This is a genomic window from Paraburkholderia sp. OAS925, assembly GCF_040543975.1.
Classification (GTDB): domain Bacteria; phylum Pseudomonadota; class Gammaproteobacteria; order Burkholderiales; family Burkholderiaceae; genus Paraburkholderia; species Paraburkholderia graminis.
Map to the genome: position 1 here is coordinate 2,601,881 of NZ_JBEUNO010000001.1, position 16,517 is coordinate 2,618,397.

Consider the following 16,517-nt stretch of genomic DNA (forward strand, 5'->3'; position numbering starts at 1 on the left):
CGGTCGGACCGCGCGAGCGGCACGCAGTGCGTATCATGACGACTTGCGCACGCGCAGATACCAGTCACACAGCAAGCGCACCTGCTTCGGCGTGTAGCCCTTCGCCACCATCCGGTTGACGAAGTCTTCGTGCTTGCGCTGTTCTTCCGCCGAACCTTTGGCGTTGAACGAAATGACCGGCAACAGTTCCTCCGTATTCGAGAACATTTTCTTTTCGATCACGACGCGCAGCTTTTCGTAGCTGATCCACGCAGGATTTTTCCCTGCATTCGCAGCACGCGCGCGCAGCACGAAGTTCACGATCTCGTTGCGGAAGTCCTTCGGGTTGCTGATGCCCGCGGGCTTCTCGATCTTCTCCAGCTCGGCATTGAGCGCCGCGCGGTCGAAGCTCTCGCCGGTGTCGTGATCGCGGAACTCCTGATCCTGAATCCAGAAGTCCGCATACGTCACATAGCGATCGAAAATGTTCTGCCCATATTCGGAGTACGACTCGAGATACGCCGTCTGGATCTCCTTGCCGATGAATTCCGCGTAACGCGACGCGAGCACGTCTTTAATGAACGACAGGTACTTCTGCTCGGTTTCCGGTGGGAACTGCTCGCGCTCGATCTGCTGTTCGAGCACGTACATCAGATGCACCGGATTGGCCGCGACTTCGGTCGAATCGAAGTTGAACACGCGCGACAGAATCTTGAACGCGAAGCGGGTCGACACGCCAGTCATGCCTTCGTCGACGCCCGCGAAGTCGCGGTATTCCTGGTACGACTTCGCCTTCGGATCGGTGTCCTTCAGATTCTCGCCGTCGTAGACCTGCATCTTCGAGAAGAGGCTCGAATTCTCGGGCTCCTGCAAGCGCGTGAGCACCGACATTTGCGCCATCATCTTCAGCGTGCCGGGCGCGCAGACAGCATTAGCCAGCGACGAATTGCGCAACAGCTTCTCGTAGATCTTGATCTCTTCCGAATAGCGCAGGCAGTACGGCACCTTCACGACGAAAATCCGGTCGAGCAAGGCTTCGTTGTTGCGGTTATTGCGGAAGGCTTTCCACTCCGACTCGTTCGAGTGCGCGAGGATCACGCCGTCGAAAGGAATCGCGCCGAAGCCTTCCGTGCCCTTGAAGTTGCCTTCCTGGGTCGCGGTGAGCAGCGGGTGCAACACCTTGATCGGCGCCTTGAACATTTCGACGAATTCGAGCAGGCCCTGATTCGCGAGACACAGGCCGCCGGAGTAGCTGTAGGCGTCCGCATCGTCTTGCGCGTATTGCTCGAGCTTGCGAATGTCGACCTTGCCGACGAGCGAGGAGATGTCCTGATTGTTCTCGTCGCCCGGCTCCGTTTTGGCGATGCCGATTTGCCGCAGGATGGACGGATAGCGCCGCACCACGCGGAACTTGCGGATGTCGCCGTTGTACTCGTGCAGGCGCTTGACCGCCCACGGGCTCAGAATGCTTTTCAGGTAGCGGCGTGGTATGCCGTATTGCTCTTCGAGGATCGGACCGTCCTCGTCGTAATCGAACAAACCGAGCGGCGATTCGTTCACAGGCGAGCCCTTGATCGCGTAGAACGGCACGCGCTCCATGAGCTGCTTCAGACGTTCGGCGATGGACGATTTACCGCCGCCGACCGGGGGGCCCAACAGATACAGAATCTGCTTCTTTTCTTCGAGCCCCTGGGCCGAGTGCCGGAAGTAGGCGACCACCTGCTCGATCACCTCCTCCATTCCGTAGAACTCACGGAATGCGGGGTATACCTTGATGACCTTGTTCGCGAAGATGCGCGACAGGCGCGGATCGTTGCGAGTGTCGATCTGTTCGGGTTCTCCGATTGCCGTCAACATGCGTTCGCCAGCCGTGGCGTACGCGGCGGGATTGTCTTTGCAGAGCGCGAGGTACTCCTCGAGCGAGAGTTCGTCCTCTCGCGTTTTCTCGAAGCGGGTCGCGAAACTGCTGTAGATATCCATGCTACCTCCTCGCCGAAGTCTAGACCGATGTCGTGCGCGGCGCGCTATTCGGAAACGACATCGCTCGAATTCATCCTAAACCCTTTTAAATTTTTTTTCACGAACTACGTTGCGAAAATCGCGCCGTGCGGGCCTCCCGACATTCATCACTTGGAAACACCGTTTCGACCACCTACAATCTTGCGCGTCGAACAGTGCCGCGAACGTTGCTTGACGACCTCGCTTCACAGTGTCGCTTCACTACTTCTTTGACGGCACTCATCAGCAGTTACATTCACGCGTTGCCTGCACACGCACGTCGCGTACCTTGAAGCCTCGCATCAGCCGCACATCGCGCATTTTCGCGCTACGTCCCCACTCTTTTCTGCTTTCGCCTCTTGCTTCCTTAACGCTTTGACACGCATTTGGTCTACCTGTGTGCGCATCTGTTACACGTCGATCGACCAAAGTTGCAAGCGGCGTTCGGCGTCGCACGTTCATGCAGTTCGTCCATGCACGCGAGCTTTTGTTCCATCACATCGCTGCGCATGCTTTGCTATCAATGCGATGCTTCACATGCTTTGCATAACCGCGTCGACGGCATGGTCGGCTTTGCTCCGCTTTACGTTGTCGATGCCTCGTTGAACTGTCGTTCAACTTTGTTAACTGGATAACGGCGCGGCGCGCAACCGCTTCAATAGGGTATACGGCTAAGGAGTCCTCGGCGACGCGTCAAATGTAAAACGGCCGCCCGTGGGCAGCCGCTTGATGATGAGTTTGTAATGCGCCGTTACAAGGACGGCGTCGAAAGAAATGCAGCGCTGTGTCACATGACACAGTGTCGCGCAATCAGGTCAGTTCGATCTCGACCTCTCCGAGTCCGTCGATGTGGCCGCGCACGATGCCCGGCTTTCCCACTTTATGCGCACCGACGTAAGAGCCGGTGGTCAGCGTCCATTCCGGTTCGATCGTGATGCCCATGGCGGCGCAATGGTTGACGAACCACACCAGCAATTCGCGTGGATCGCCGGCCGGATTGCCGGTGGCGTCGGGCACGAGCGACTCGCCGTCGAAGCTCAGTTCCAGTTCCGGCGACACGAAGTCGAAGCCGCGCGCGAGCCCCGCATACGGGACCGGATGACCGGTGACGAGCGCCCCGTTGTTTTGCGCGTCGGCGAGTTGAGCGAGCGGCGCGATGTTCGGCCATTCGGCGAAGCGGCTATCGACGATTTCAATGGCCGGCAGCACCACGCCGACGAGCGCGAGCACCTCGTCGCGCGTATAGGCGCGGCTGCGCGGCTCGATGACCTCGGTGAAACGGAACGCGATCTCCAGCTCGACGAGTACGCGAAAGAAGCCCGCATGCTCGACGCGCGCCGGCGAAGCCCGCACCAGCGAAGCCGGGATCGGCGCGCCCGAGGTCGATCCGCCGGGCGCCTTCGCGCCGATCTTCCACGCGCCGGTGGAGTCGCCGAGGCCTGCTATGACCGCCTGCTGGATCGCATACGCGGTCGCGGCGTCGGGCGGGAACTGTTCGGAGGGCAGCCCGTCGATCGGGCGATGCTGCCGGCGTGCTTCGACGAGGCGATGCGCGAGGTCGTGTGGCGTCATGTCGGTCCTTTGTGGCTGGCGCATTGAACGTGCGTTTGAAGCATGAGAAGCGTGAGAAGCGTGAGGGCGAGCGGCTGGCCGGCTGACCGGCTGACCGGCAAGCGTGACGTGACGTGGAGCGCGATGCACTGGTCGGGCGCGGCGCCGACTTGCACACTGCCGCTTTGCCAACCCGTGCTTCGCCGGCGATCCGGTTACGAATTACCGTCACCCGCCCGTCAATGTACCGGATCGCGAGGCTCGCCAGGGCGCCCGCCGCTTCGCAAATGCGACTTAATGCGCACGCCATAAAAAAAGACCGCGGCTGCGTCAGCAGGCGCGGTCTTTTCGTTGCTGTCTTCAATATAGGCGGCTCGGGCGTCGTGACGTCGATTCAGACGCCGTCGCGCCGGGAACGCCGGTTGCACGGCGCCTGTCCGGCGCTCGCGCAGCCGTGCGGCAAACGCCGCGGATGCCGTCAGAACGTTTCCCAGTCCTGATCGCTGCCGGCGCTGACGACGGCGGCGGACTTCGCCGGCGCGCGCGGAGCCGGCGCGGCTTTCGGTGCCGCAGGCGCCGAGGCGGCGGCCGGAGCGTGCGCAGCCGTCACGGGCTGCGCAGGGGCTGCTGCGGCCGCACGCGGCGCGGCGGCTGAGCGTGCGTGGGCGACGGTCCGGGAAACTGCCCGCGGCGCAGCAGAGACGGCACGCGCAGGCGTCGGCGTGTGCTTCGCCAACGAACCGCCCGACGCCTTGCCTTCGTCGCTGAGCTGGAACACGGCGACCGCGCCGCGCAGCTTGTCCGCCTGATCTTCGAGCGACGACGCTGCCGCCGCCGCTTCCTCGACGAGTGCGGCGTTTTGCTGCGTGACTTCGTCCATCTGCGTGACGGCGCGCGCAACCTGGTCGATGCCGCTGCTCTGCTCTTCCGACGCCGCGGCGATTTCCCCCATGATGTCGGTCACGCGCTGCACCGCGCCGATGATTTCGTTCATCGTGCGGCCGGCCTGATCGACGAGCGCCGAGCCCGATTGCACGCGGTCGACCGAGGTGTCGATCAATTCCTTGATTTCCTTCGCCGCCGCCGACGATCGCTGCGCGAGGCTGCGCACTTCGCCCGCCACGACCGCGAAGCCGCGCCCTTCCTCGCCGGCCCGCGCCGCTTCCACGGCCGCGTTGAGCGCGAGGATGTTGGTCTGGAACGCGATGCCTTCAATGATCGAAATGATGTCGGCGATCTTCGCCGAGCTCTGGTTGATCTCGCCCATCGTACCGACGACCTGGCCGACCACCGCGCTGCCCTTGTTGGCGATTTCCGACGCATTGGCCGCGAGCGCGCTCGCCTGACGCGCGTTGTCCGCGTTCTGCTTCACGGTGCCGGTCAGTTCTTCCATGCTCGACGCGGTTTCCTGCAACGCCGACGCCTGCTCTTCGGTGCGCGAGGACAGGTCGATGTTGCCGGCGGCGATCTCGCGCGTGGCAGTCGCAATCGATTCGCTGCCGCCGCGCACCGCGCGTACCGTTTCGATGAGACTGCGCTGCATCTTCGAGATGCCTTCCAGTATCTGGCCCATCTCGTCGCGTGAGCTGACGACGACCTGGCGGCGCAGATCCCCTGCGGCGATCGCGTCGAAATGGTCGAGCGCCTCGGCGAGAGGCCGTGCGATCGCGCGGCTGAGCGCCACGTACGAGAGCAACGCGGCGAGGATACCGGCAATCAGCGCGCCGATGCTGACCATGCGGAACATATGGAAGTTCGATTGCGCGTCATCGTAGCCGGCTTGCGCCAGCTCGAACTGATATTTGCGCAGTGCGTCGTCGGAGGTCGCCAGTTCGTTGTAGGCGCTTTGCAGAAGCTTGGCACCGTCGATCAGCTTGCTCTGGTCGCTCGCCGCGACCACCGCGGCGAACGCGTCGGCCCGCTGGTGCAGCGCGTCGCGCTTGCTGACCACGTCGCGCGCGAGACGGTCCTCGTCGGCGTCGCGCGGCAGATCCATATACTTTTTCCACCACATGTCGGAGGTCGTGCGCATCGAGCGCGCGCGTTCCAGCGTCGGCGCGCTTTCCGGCGTGCCGATCATGAAGGCCGCGCGATCGAGCGCGAGACGCTCGCGCGCCGCATAGAGTTCGGCGTTGCCGATGTTCACGGCGCTCGGCATCGAATTCGTGAAGGTTTCCTGGTAGGCGTCGTTGGAACGGCTCATGCCGAACAGCCCGAACGCGCCGATGCCCAGCAGCAAGGCGGCGAGAAAAGCCATCGTGAGGCCAATGCGGGCCTTGATCGAAATGCCCTTGTTCAACATAAAGTGTCCTGTGCTTGAGAGGCTGCTTTGCAGCAATAAAAGTCCGATGACGGCCTGCGCGCGGTTGGTTGTTATTGGTTTCGTCGGCGCTCTGATAGCCGCATTAACGGCAGTTGCGATGCGGACTTGAAGTTTTTATACGTCTGAGGAAAGGCGGGAGATGAGGCGGAAAGAGTTACAAGGTGGGTGGGAGGATGGCTGAGCGGGGGGGGCGGTAGTTGCAAGGCTGCGCAGGGACAAGCTGGGAGCGACGGACGAATGCAGCTTGCCGCGAGGCGTCTGCGGCTCGAGCGGCAATGTGAGGGCTTTGAGTTGCGGGAAAGGAGACCTGCGGCTTGGGCCGCGCGTCTACGGCTCGGGCGGCAATGGCGAGTTTAAGCGGGCAAGCTGGCCCGCGCGCGCTTGGGCGCACCGCGTCTGCGCTGCGCAGCCGAACACAAGCCTTTGAACTACGACGAAGAAACCAGGCGAGCGCAGTTCAGCGTCGCCCCCAACAACCTACCCGCCCAACTCCGCCCGCGTCGGAATCGAAGGCTGAGCGCCGGCGCGCGTCACCGACAGCGCCGCGGCGCGCTGCGCGAAGCGGATCGCCGCATCCACGTCCGCGCCTTCCGCAAGCTGCGCGGCGAACCCGCCGATGAACGTATCGCCCGCCGCCGTCGTATCGACGGCTTCGACTTTCGGCGCGTCGTACAGCACAGGCGCCGCGCCTTCGAGCGCCGCCTGCACGCCGCGCGGGCCGAGCGTCACCAGGACATTGCGCGCGCCCGCCGCGCGCAGCACGGCAGCGGCCGTCGCCGCCTCTTCGGGCGAGCCGACCGGCAAACCAGTGAGCGTCGCGGCTTCCAGCTCGTTCGGAATCAGATAGTCGATCAGCGGCAGCCACTCGGCGGGCAGCGGCCCGGTGGCCGGCGCCGGGTTCAGAATGACCGTCTTGCCGAGGCGCCGCGCCGCGGCAAGCGCCGCGTGCACCGTGGCGAGCGGCGTTTCGAGCTGGCAGATCACCACGTCGGCGGCAGCCAGCACCGCTTCGTGGCGCGCGATCGTCTCAGGCGTCACCTCGCCGTTGCTGCCGGCGACGATCACAATCGCGTTCTGACTCGCGTCATCGACGACGATCAGCGCCACGCCCGTCGCCTCGCGCCCGGTTTCGAGCGCCGCGCAGTCGATGCCTTCCGCCTCCAGCCCCGCGCGCAATTGCGCGCCGTTCGCATCGGCGCCGACGCAGCCGAGCATCGACACCTGCGCGCCGAGCCTCGCCGCGGCCACCGCCTGGTTGCCGCCCTTGCCGCCCGCGACCTGCGCGAAGGTGCGGCCGGCCAGCGTTTCGCCGGGATGCGGCAGACGCGGCGCGCGCGCCACCAGATCCATGTTCAGACTGCCGACCACTGCCACGCGTGAGCGCGTTTCCTTACTGGCCACTCATTTCTCCCGTTGTCCTGCTTCTAAGCTGCCGATACGCCGCGCTGCACTGCAGCCCGATCACGCGGCCAGATGACGCTTTCCCGCGCCCGCCCACGTCGCCGTCGATTCGCGCACGATCAGCCGCGGCGACACGACGCGCCTGCGCCCGCCCGGCCGCGCGTTCGCCGACGACTTGCCGGCAATCCGTTCGATCAGCGTCTGCGCGGCCATGTCGCCGAGCGCGCGCACCGACTGCCCGACCGTCGACAGCGCCGGATAGGTGAAGCGCCCGAGCTCGATGTCGTCGAAACCGATGATCGAGCAGTCGCGCGGCACGCTGATATTGCGCTCCGCCGCCGCGCGCAGCGCGCCGATGCCCATCATGTCGTTGCAGGCGAAGATCGCCGACGGCTTCACGGTGTCGAACAGTTGCGCCGCCGCGCGATGGCCGCCGGTACCCGAAAAATCGCTTTCGACGATCGCGTCCGGCGGAATCTCGATGCCGCGCTCGCTCATCGCGCGAATGAAGCCGTGCACGCGCATCGCGCTCACCGCCGTGTCGACCGGCCCGCTAATGCAGCCGATCCGCACGTGCCCCAGTTCCAGCAGATGACGCGTGGCGAGATACGCGCCCTTCTCGTGATCGATCTGCACGAGGTCCGCGTTCACGCCTTCAATATTGCGGTCGACGATCACAAGCGGCTCGCGAGCGTCGGCAAGCGTCTGCGCGAGCACCGCGTCGTCGCCGGCGGACGCGACGATCAGCCCGTCGATACGCTTTTCCTGCAGCACACGCAGATAGTTGCGCTGCTTCGCGGGGTCGTCGTCGGAATTGCAGAAAAACACGCAGTAGCCGTTGCGGGAGCAACCGTCCTCGATGCCGCGCGCCAGTTCCGCGAAATACGGGTTGGTGCTGTTCGGCACCACGAGTCCGATGGTCGCGGTGGCGCGCGCCTTCAGCGAACGGGCCACCGCCGAGGGCACATAGTGAAGCTGGCGGATGGCGAGCTCGACCTTCGCGCGCACGTCGGCCGACACCGGCCGCGAGTTGTTCACGACGTGCGATACCGTCGTGAAGGACACGCCCGCCACGGCTGCTACATCCTTGATCGTCGCCATAACCTGTTGCTCTCCCGCCTGTTTTTCCCGCCAGTCAGACTTTGCGCCGACCCCGGGACGTCCTCATCGAACACGCCGTACTCATGAATTCTTACGCTTTACCGCAAATCGCCCTTCTGGCACCCGCCACACGTTACGCTGAACATGTCAGGCGCGTTTGCGGCGGCTGCGATACGTATCCAGCACCACCGCGACCACGATCACCGCGCCGGTAATCATCCGCTTGGTCGGCTCGTTCGCGCCGATCTGCGCGAGGCCGGCCGCCAGCACCGAAATGATCAACACGCCAAAAAACGTACTGATGACCGAACCGCGCCCGCCCATCAGACTCGTGCCGCCGATCACCACGGCCGCGATCACCTGCAGTTCCATGCCGACGCCCGCGTTCGGGTCAGCCGCTTCCAGCCGCGAAATCTGGAACAGCGACGCAAGGCCCGCGAGCGCGCCCATCAACGCGAACACGATCACCTTGTACGGCCGCGGATTGACGCCCGCGAGCCGCACGGCTTCCTCGTTCGTGCCGATGCCGACCAGGTAGCGGCCGAACACCGTGCGCGTGAGCACGAGCTGCGCGATGATCATCACCGCCACCGCGATCAGGAAGGCCGGCGAGATGCCGACCGCGATCGGGTTCGACAGAAAATCGAACGCATCGCCGATATAGGCGGTGCGCGAATTCGTCATCTGATACGCGAGGCCGCGCGCCGCTTCGAGCACGCCGAGCGACACGATGAACGACGGGATCCGCCAGCCGACCGTGACCGCGCCGGTGACCGTGCCGGTCAGCGCGGCGGCTGCGACGCCGAGCAGTGCGGACGGCAGCGGGCCCCAGCCCCACTTCAACGCGGCCACGCTCACCACCGACGCGCCAAGCGCAAGCACCGACCCGACCGACAGATCGATGCCGGCGATGATCAGCACGAACGTCATGCCGACCGACATCACCACCAGATCCGGAATCTGGTTGGCGATCGTGCTGAACGTGTCGTACGTCAGAAAGTGCGAACTCAGCAGCGAGAACAGCACGATCATGGCGAGCAGCGCACCGGCGAGGCCGAGGTAGTTCGAAAAGCCGAGCCGGGTGCCCGCGGGTTTGCCGCTCGCGAGCGGCGCCGACGGATCGGCCGGCGGCGCGGCGTTTGCATTCGCATTCGCGGCGGCCTTGCTCCCATCCGCGCCATGTTTCGCGCCCGGCGCGTCGCGCAACGATTGATCGGTCATGACAAACTCCCTGCTTCATTGGCGTCGAGGTCGTGCAGCAGCGCTTCGCGGCCGCGATAGCCGGCGAAAGCGGCGGCGAGCAACGCGTCTTGCGACCACGTGCCGCGCTCGAACACACCGGTCAGGCTTCCCGCCGACATCACGCCGATCCGGTCGCAGATCAGCATCAGTTCGCGCAGATCGCTCGACACCACGACGAGCGCGCGCCCTTCACGAGCCAGCGCGCCCATCAAGCCATAAATATCGAACTTCGCGCCGACGTCGATGCCGCGCGTGGGTTCGTCGAATAACAGCACGCGGCAATCGCGCGCGAGCCAGCGGCCGATCACGACCTTCTGCTGATTGCCGCCCGACAGCTCGCCGACAATCTGCGCCGGGCCGGAGCTGCGAATCCGCATCGCGTCCATCTGCTTTTTCGCCAGCGCGTTCTCGCGCTTCGCATCGACGATGCCGTGCCGCGCCACGCTGCCGATGTTGCCGAGCGACACGTTCGCCGCGATCGGCTGCGGCAGCAGCAGACCCTCGCCTTTGCGGTCTTCGGTGATGAGCGCGATGCCCGCGCGCACCGCGTCCGACGGCGAATCGATCCTGACCGGCGCAGGCGGTGCGCCGGGCGTCGGAGCCAGCGCCACCGTGCCGCCGTCTTTCGGGTCGGCGCCGTAAATCAGCCGCATCAACTCCGTGCGGCCCGCGCCGATCAGCCCGCTGATGCCGAAGATTTCGCCCGCGCGGACTTCGAACGACACGTCGCGGACCACCTTGCCGCGCGAAAGCCGCTCGACCCGCAAGAGCGGCGCGCCGATCTTGCGCACGCCGAGATCGATCTGCTCGCCAAGCTCGCGGCCGACCATCCACGTGACGATTTCGTCGCTGGTCAGATTGGCCATTGCGTCGACGTGCACGAGGCGGCCGTCGCGCAGCACCGCGATCTGCCCGGCGACTCGCGCCAGTTCTTCGAGCCGGTGCGAGATATAGACGAGCGCGACGCCGCGCGCCTTCAGGCGCTCGATCTGCTCAAACAGCAGATCGACTTCGCGCGCGGTCAGCATCGCGGTCGGCTCGTCGAGAATCAGCACGCGGCAGTCGTCGATCAGATTGCGCGCGATCTCCACCATCTGCTGATGACCGATGCCAAGCTCGCCGACGAGCGTATCGGGGTCGATCGCGTCGAGCCCGACTTGCGCCATCGCGTGACGCGCGTCCTCGCGCAGCTTGCGGCGATCGATCCAGCCGAAGCTGAACGCGCCCGCGCGCGGCAAGCGGTTCAGGAACAGATTCTCGGCCACCGACAACGTCGGCAGCAGATTCAGCTCCTGCATCACCATGCGCACGCCGAGCGCCTCGGCTTCGGTGCGGCTCGCCGGCGCATACGGTTTGCCGGCAAGCTGCATGGTGCCGGCGGTCGGCTCGACGAGTCCGCCGATGATCTTGGACAGCGTGCTCTTGCCGGCGCCGTTCTCGCCGGTGAGCGCCAATACCTCGCCGGCGCGCAGCGACAAAGACACGTCGGCGAGCACCGGTTCGGCGTAGGTCTTGCCGATGCCGCTGACGGACAGCACGGCAGGCAAGGCGTCGTGGTCGGTTGAATCCATCGCGATCCTGTTTCGCGGCGCGAGGCGCGTCTCACACGATCTGCTCGGGCGAGACGGCGCCGGGCGCCGCGCGGTCAATGCCGGCCCAATGCGCGGAATGCGCAGGCGCTCTGGCCGCGCTCCCTCTCGCCGCACGGCCGCCGTCATGACGCTTACCTCTGAATTAACGGCGGCCCGGCGGGTTTCTTGAGCGGCTATTGAGCGTTCATTGAATAGTAGGCGCGGATTCGCGTGCTGATGCGGCGCGAATCCGCGCGCCCTGCTAGTCGGTCATGCGCTGGCGGCGCTTATTTCGTCACCAGGTCGCACGGCGTTTCCACCACGCCCGACAACTGCGACTGCTTCTTGTGCTCGCTCAACGCTTTCAGCGCGGTGTCGATGCCGAACACGGCCTGCTTGGCGGCGTACTGGTCGGCGGTGGCGAGCACGCGGCCGTCCTTCAGCATCGGCTTGATCGCATTGATGTTGTCGTAGCCGACCACCATCACCTTGCCTTGCTTGCCTGCCGCGCGGATCGCGGAAACCGCGCCGATCGCCATGTTGTCGTTGCCCGCGAGCAGCGCCTTCAGGTTCGGGTACTCGTTGAGCATCGCGGAAGCGACCGCGTTGCCCTTGTCGATTTCCCATTCGCCCGACTGCACGGACACCACCTTGGCGCCGACCGCCTGCATCGCGTCCTTGAAGCCGGCCGTGCGCTGCTGCGCATTGGTCGTGGTCGACACGCCTTCGAGGATGCCGACCTCGTCGCCCGCCTTCAGCTTCTTCGCGAGATAGTCGCCGACCTTCTGCGCGCCCTTGCGGTTATCCGGTCCGACGAACGGCACGTTCAGGTCTTTCGACTTGAGCACGTCCGGGTCGAGCCGGTTGTCGATATTCACAACGATGATGCCCGCGTCCACCGCTTTCTTCACGACCGGCACGAGCGCCTTCGAGTCGGCCGGCGCCAGCACGATCGCGTCGACCTTGGAGACGATCATCTGTTCGACGATGCGGATCTGGTTCGCCGTATCGGTCTCGTCCTTGATGCCGTTCGTGATCAGGTCGAACTGCGACGGGTTGTGCTTCTGATAGTCCTTCGCGCCGTTTTCCATCGTGAGGAAGAACTCGTTGGCGAGCGACTTCATGACGAGCGCGACTTTCGGCTTATGAGCGGGCGCCGTCTGGGCATAGGCGGCGGAAAACGGCAAGGCGGTGCTGGCGGTGGCGAGGATTGCGGCCGCCACGATGCGGCGGCGAATGCGATTGCTCATGCATATCTCCTGGGTTTGTCAGGCTCTGTCGAGCCGTATTTTTAGTTACGCGCAAACGTTTGCGGGACTCATTCTCAGCGCATCGCGGCCAAACTGTCAACGATCCAAAGTGTTGCAGTGCATCGGCGCGCAAAAAGTGCGGCGCGTCGGGGCGGCTCGCACGAGCGCCCGACGGCCGGGCTCCGAAACGCCTCGCAGACGGTCCGGCAGACGATGGTTGGCAATGGGTCCTCGCTTGTGTCCGCGTGTGACGGTGTTGCCGTCGGCTGCAATCTCCGCCGCCGACGGGCCGCCTATGCTGGACTTTTATTGCGCCGCGTGCAAGCAGGACCGGCGCGCAAGCGCGGCTTTGCGCTCAGAGCCAGCCGGCCTTGCGAAAACGCCAGTAGAGGATGAGGTCGACGGTGAGCATGATCCCCAGGCAAAGCGGATAGCCGTAGCGGAAATGCAGCTCGGGGATGTTCTGAAAATTCATGCCGTAGATGCCGGCGATCATCGTCGGCACCGCGAACAGCGCGGCGAACGAACCGAGCCGCTTGGTCACTTCGTTCTCCGCAAGCGAAATCATGCCGAGATTCACCTGCACGGCGGTTACGACCATTTCGCGCCGTCCGTCGATGATCCGCACGATCCGCTCAAGGTGGTCGTACACGTCGCGAAAGTAAGCCTGCATGCCTTCGCAGACGCTCGGAATGCGCCCGCCCGTGAGCTTGCTGATCGCTTCCTGCAGCGGCGCGATGTGATGCTGAAGAATCACGAGGCGCCGCTTCAGCGAATACAGATCCTGAATGATCGCGCGCGATGCCGCCGAATTGTTGCGCTCGAAAATGCGGTCTTCGATGGCTTCGATCTCGGTGTTCACCGCGTCGATGATCGGGAAATAACGGTCGACGATGTCATCCGCAAGCGCATACAGCACGAACGCGGAGCCCGCCTTCAGCAACTGCGGCTCGCGCTCGCAGCGCGCCCGCACGTTCTGAAAACCCGCGCGCGTGCCGCGCCGCACCGACAGCACATAGTTCGCTCCGACGAATACGTCGACCTCGCCGAGCAGCAGTTCGCCGTCCTCGTCCATCTCGACAGTGTGCATGACCGCGAACAGCGACTCGCCGTACTCCTCGATCTTCGGCCGTTGATGACCGTTTTGCGCGTCTTCGATTGCGAGGTCGTGCAGACCGAACTCGTGCTTCATCACCGCGAGCTCGCCCGGGCCCGGATCTTTCAACGCGACCCACACGAAACACTCGGGCCGCGCGACGTAGTCGCTGATGCTATCGATGTCGATGTCTGCCAGCTTCCGGCCGTCCTGATAGGCGGCGCAATTGATCAGCATGTTGGTTACCCTGAAAGCGGAACAGAGCGGGCTGCATCGCGGCACACGCGTGCAAGCCCCTCTGCATGAATGGAACAAGTAACCGTCATGTTAAGGGCTGCGGGCTGCGCTCATGTATCGATTTGTTAAAGGCCCCGGCGCTTGCGCGCCTCTGCGTTCTTCTTCATGATCGATGCAAAGGAAGACAGTAAGGAGACTGCAATGTGGTATTTGAATTCGATGCCCGCTATTGCCGCGGCGGTTCGGATGGAGGACAGCTTGTCGTGAGCCGCCTCGTTTTTATTTGCGGTCACGCGGGCACCGGCAAGACGACGCTCGCAAAAATGCTGATCGGCAGGTTGATGAAAGCAACCGGGTCGCCGTTCTGTCTGCTCGACAAGGACACGCTGTACGGCGGCTATAGCGCGGCCGCGATGGGCATGCTGACAGGCGACCCGAACGATCGCGACAGCCCGCTTTTCCTCGAGCATTTGCGCGAGCCGGAGTATCGCGGGCTGATCGACACCGCGCGCGATAATCTCGAACTCGGCGTGAGCGCACTGGTGGTCGGGCCGCTGTCACGCGAAGTCCGCGAGCGGCGGCTTTTCGATCGCGCGTGGCTCGGCGTCGGCGACGATGTCAGCGTGCGCGTGGCGTGGGTGCATGTGTCGGAAGAGACGGCGCAGCAGCGAATCGTGGCGCGCGCCAATCCGAACGACGCGTACAAACTCGCTCACTGGGACGAATACCGTCAGCGGCGCTTCGTGCCGGCCGGCGACATGTGCAACGATCTGCTGATGTTCGATAACACGGCGCCGAGCGCGGCCGATTACGACGCGCTGCTCGCGCGTATTCTCGGCGAGCCGCAGTAAACGAAAAAACGCGCAAAAACGCCCCACGTATGGGGCGTTTGCGCTTTCAGCTTCTATCGAAGATGGTTCGTCAAACCGTCGCGAGTGTTTGCAGCGAGTCCAGAGTTTGCCCTTCATAAAGCTGGCCGAAGCGGTTGCCGAGGAAGTCGCGCAGCGACACCTGCTCCTGACGCACGAAGCCGCGTTGCGGCAGCTTCTTTTCGCGGAACAGATCGAGCACCGCGCACATCGCGCCGGCCGTCGTGATCTGGATCGCGCTCATCGGCACGCCGCAAACTGTCTTCGCGAAGATCTTGCGGGTAAACACTTCCTGCACGAGTTGCCCGTCGCGCATGCCGCTCACGGTGATGAACACGAGCACCACGTCTTGCGCGGTCGACGGCACCGAGCGGCGCATGATGCTCTTGAGCGTATCGCGGTCGCTGGAAAGACGCAGGTCTTCGAGCAGGAACTGCATCAGATTGCGGTGGCCCGGATAGCGCACCGACTTGTAATCGAGCGATTCGACGCGGCCCGACAGCGTTTCGCAGAGCGTACCCAAACCGCCCGATGTATTGAACGCTTCGTACTCGGTGCCGTCGAGCGAAAAATGTTCGAGGCCTTCGAGCGGCTGCACCCACTGCGTGCGGCTATCGCGAATCGCTTCGCACGGCTGGCAATATTCGTTGATGAGGCCGTCCACGCTCCACGTCAGGTTGTACTTCAGCGCATTGGTCGGGAATTGCGGCAGCGCGCCGACCCGCATCTTCACGTCGCGAATCTCCGTGAAGCGGTTCGCGAGTTCGTGCGCGGCAATGCCGATGAAGCCCGGCGCGAGACCGCATTGCGGCATGAATGCGTGTTCGGCGTCGTCGGCGATCGCGCGGATTGCGTGGGTCGCGCGCACGTCTTCGGTTAAGTCGAAATAATGCACGCCCGCGCCCTTGGCGGCAGCCGCCACGTTCACCGCGAGATAATACGGCAGGGCATTGACGAGCGCATCGAAGCCATGAATCGCGGCGCGCAGTGCGGCGGCATCGGCGGAATCCACGCGGCGGGTCGCAATGCCTTGCGCGGCGAGTTTGTCGAGCGCGGGCTGATCGCGGTCGAATGCGACGACGTCATAGTCGCCGGTTTCGCGCAGCATATGCGCAATGGTGTGACCGATCAGACCTGCACCAACGATGGCAACTTTCATGTTCTTCTCCTTTGTCGATCGGAGCGGCGCGTGAGCACCTCGTCCGGTTCATTTCGTGCGCTGTCTCCAGCTTCAGGTGCGCCGCGATCGAGCGCGGCGCGCGGCGGGCTGAACCCTCGAACGACAGTGTAGGGAGAAGCAAAACCAGTTCATACGCGCAAAATGCTGCGTAATGACCATCAACTTCGACGTTTTGACGAGCCACGCCGACGAAACGTCAGGAACGCGTCAAAAGCGCCATAAAAGATCATCTAAAAAACGTCGGCAACGTGCGCTTCACACCATGCCGCGATCGATCTTGCGCGCGAGAATGATCGAGGTCGTGGTCCGCTCCACGCCCTCGAGTCCGCCGATCTGATCGAGCAGATCGTTCAGACGATCGGGCGAATCCGCACGCAGCCAGGCGACGTAGTCGAATTCGCCGCTCACCGCGCATAGCAGTTGCACCTCGGGCATCTTGCCGAGGCGCTTTTGCACAGCGGGCCCATGCTTCGGCGCGATGATGATCCCCACATACGCATAGATGCTCGAATCGAGCACGTCCTGGCCGAGCCGCACGCTGTAGCCCGCGATCACGTTGCTGCGCTCGAGCCGCGCGATTCTGGCGATCACGGTGGTACGCGCAACGCCGAGCTGGCGCGCGAGATTGGCGACGCTTTCTCGCGCGTTTGCCTGAAGCAGCGCCACGAGGTTGCGGTCGAGATCGTCGAGTTGGTCGAGGCGCGGAGGTCTCATCGGAG

12 protein-coding genes are annotated in these 16,517 nt (G+C 64.0%); 1 reads left to right on the forward strand and 11 read right to left on the reverse strand.

Going from position 1 to position 16,517, the window contains the following annotated elements; translation table 11 throughout:
• Positions 1 to 33: 33 nt before the first annotated feature.
• The 9 genes from ABIE53_RS11370 to corA all read right to left on the reverse strand — a co-directional run bounded on the left by ABIE53_RS11370 (position 34) and on the right by corA (position 13,749).
• Positions 34 to 1,959 carry a PrkA family serine protein kinase gene (locus ABIE53_RS11370; RefSeq protein WP_376915177.1) on the reverse strand — a complete coding sequence of 642 codons (1,926 nt, stop codon included), beginning with the start codon at positions 1,957 to 1,959 and terminating at the stop codon, positions 34 to 36.
• An 828-nt stretch (positions 1,960 to 2,787) separates the two neighbouring features.
• Positions 2,788 to 3,549 (reverse strand): 2-keto-4-pentenoate hydratase, encoded by a 762-nt coding sequence (locus tag ABIE53_RS11375; protein WP_107706770.1) that lies wholly within the window; start codon positions 3,547 to 3,549, stop codon positions 2,788 to 2,790.
• Between the two features lie 457 nt (positions 3,550 to 4,006).
• A complete protein-coding gene (locus ABIE53_RS11380; protein ID WP_107706768.1) occupies positions 4,007 to 5,830 on the reverse strand; it encodes a methyl-accepting chemotaxis protein in 1,824 nt (607 codons plus the stop codon).
• A 498-nt stretch (positions 5,831 to 6,328) separates the two neighbouring features.
• Entirely contained in the window at positions 6,329 to 7,252 is a 924-nt protein-coding gene (gene rbsK, locus ABIE53_RS11385) for a ribokinase (RefSeq protein WP_029968579.1), read from the reverse strand.
• A gap of 60 nt (positions 7,253 to 7,312) precedes the next feature.
• Positions 7,313 to 8,353 carry a LacI family DNA-binding transcriptional regulator gene (locus tag ABIE53_RS11390; RefSeq protein WP_006051708.1) on the reverse strand — a complete coding sequence of 347 codons (1,041 nt, stop codon included), beginning with the start codon at positions 8,351 to 8,353 and terminating at the stop codon, positions 7,313 to 7,315.
• A gap of 147 nt (positions 8,354 to 8,500) precedes the next feature.
• A complete protein-coding gene (locus ABIE53_RS11395; RefSeq protein WP_029968580.1) occupies positions 8,501 to 9,574 on the reverse strand; it encodes an ABC transporter permease in 1,074 nt (357 codons plus the stop codon).
• Positions 9,571 to 11,166, reverse strand: coding sequence for a sugar ABC transporter ATP-binding protein (locus tag ABIE53_RS11400; protein WP_006051710.1), 1,596 nt, complete (start codon positions 11,164 to 11,166; stop codon positions 9,571 to 9,573). Before ABIE53_RS11400 ends, ABIE53_RS11395 begins: the two co-directional genes overlap by 4 nt.
• A gap of 287 nt (positions 11,167 to 11,453) precedes the next feature.
• Positions 11,454 to 12,416, reverse strand: a complete 963-nt coding sequence (locus tag ABIE53_RS11405; protein WP_006051711.1) for a sugar ABC transporter substrate-binding protein — start codon at positions 12,414 to 12,416, stop codon at positions 11,454 to 11,456.
• A gap of 355 nt (positions 12,417 to 12,771) precedes the next feature.
• Positions 12,772 to 13,749, reverse strand: a complete 978-nt coding sequence (corA, locus tag ABIE53_RS11410) for a magnesium/cobalt transporter CorA (RefSeq protein ID WP_053858160.1) — start codon at positions 13,747 to 13,749, stop codon at positions 12,772 to 12,774.
• A gap of 263 nt (positions 13,750 to 14,012) precedes the next feature.
• On the opposite strand from corA, the gene ABIE53_RS11415 reads away from it, so the two are divergent.
• Positions 14,013 to 14,600, forward strand: a complete 588-nt coding sequence (locus ABIE53_RS11415; protein ID WP_029968582.1) for a P-loop nucleotide/nucleoside kinase family protein — start codon at positions 14,013 to 14,015, stop codon at positions 14,598 to 14,600.
• Positions 14,601 to 14,670: 70 nt separating this feature from the next.
• On the opposite strand, the gene ABIE53_RS11420 is transcribed toward ABIE53_RS11415, so the two are convergent.
• Positions 14,671 to 15,777 carry a saccharopine dehydrogenase family protein gene (locus tag ABIE53_RS11420; RefSeq protein WP_029968583.1) on the reverse strand — a complete coding sequence of 369 codons (1,107 nt, stop codon included), beginning with the start codon at positions 15,775 to 15,777 and terminating at the stop codon, positions 14,671 to 14,673.
• A gap of 276 nt (positions 15,778 to 16,053) precedes the next feature.
• Positions 16,054 to 16,512 carry an Lrp/AsnC family transcriptional regulator gene (locus ABIE53_RS11425; RefSeq protein ID WP_006051715.1) on the reverse strand — a complete coding sequence of 153 codons (459 nt, stop codon included), beginning with the start codon at positions 16,510 to 16,512 and terminating at the stop codon, positions 16,054 to 16,056.
• Positions 16,513 to 16,517 lie beyond the last annotated feature (5 nt).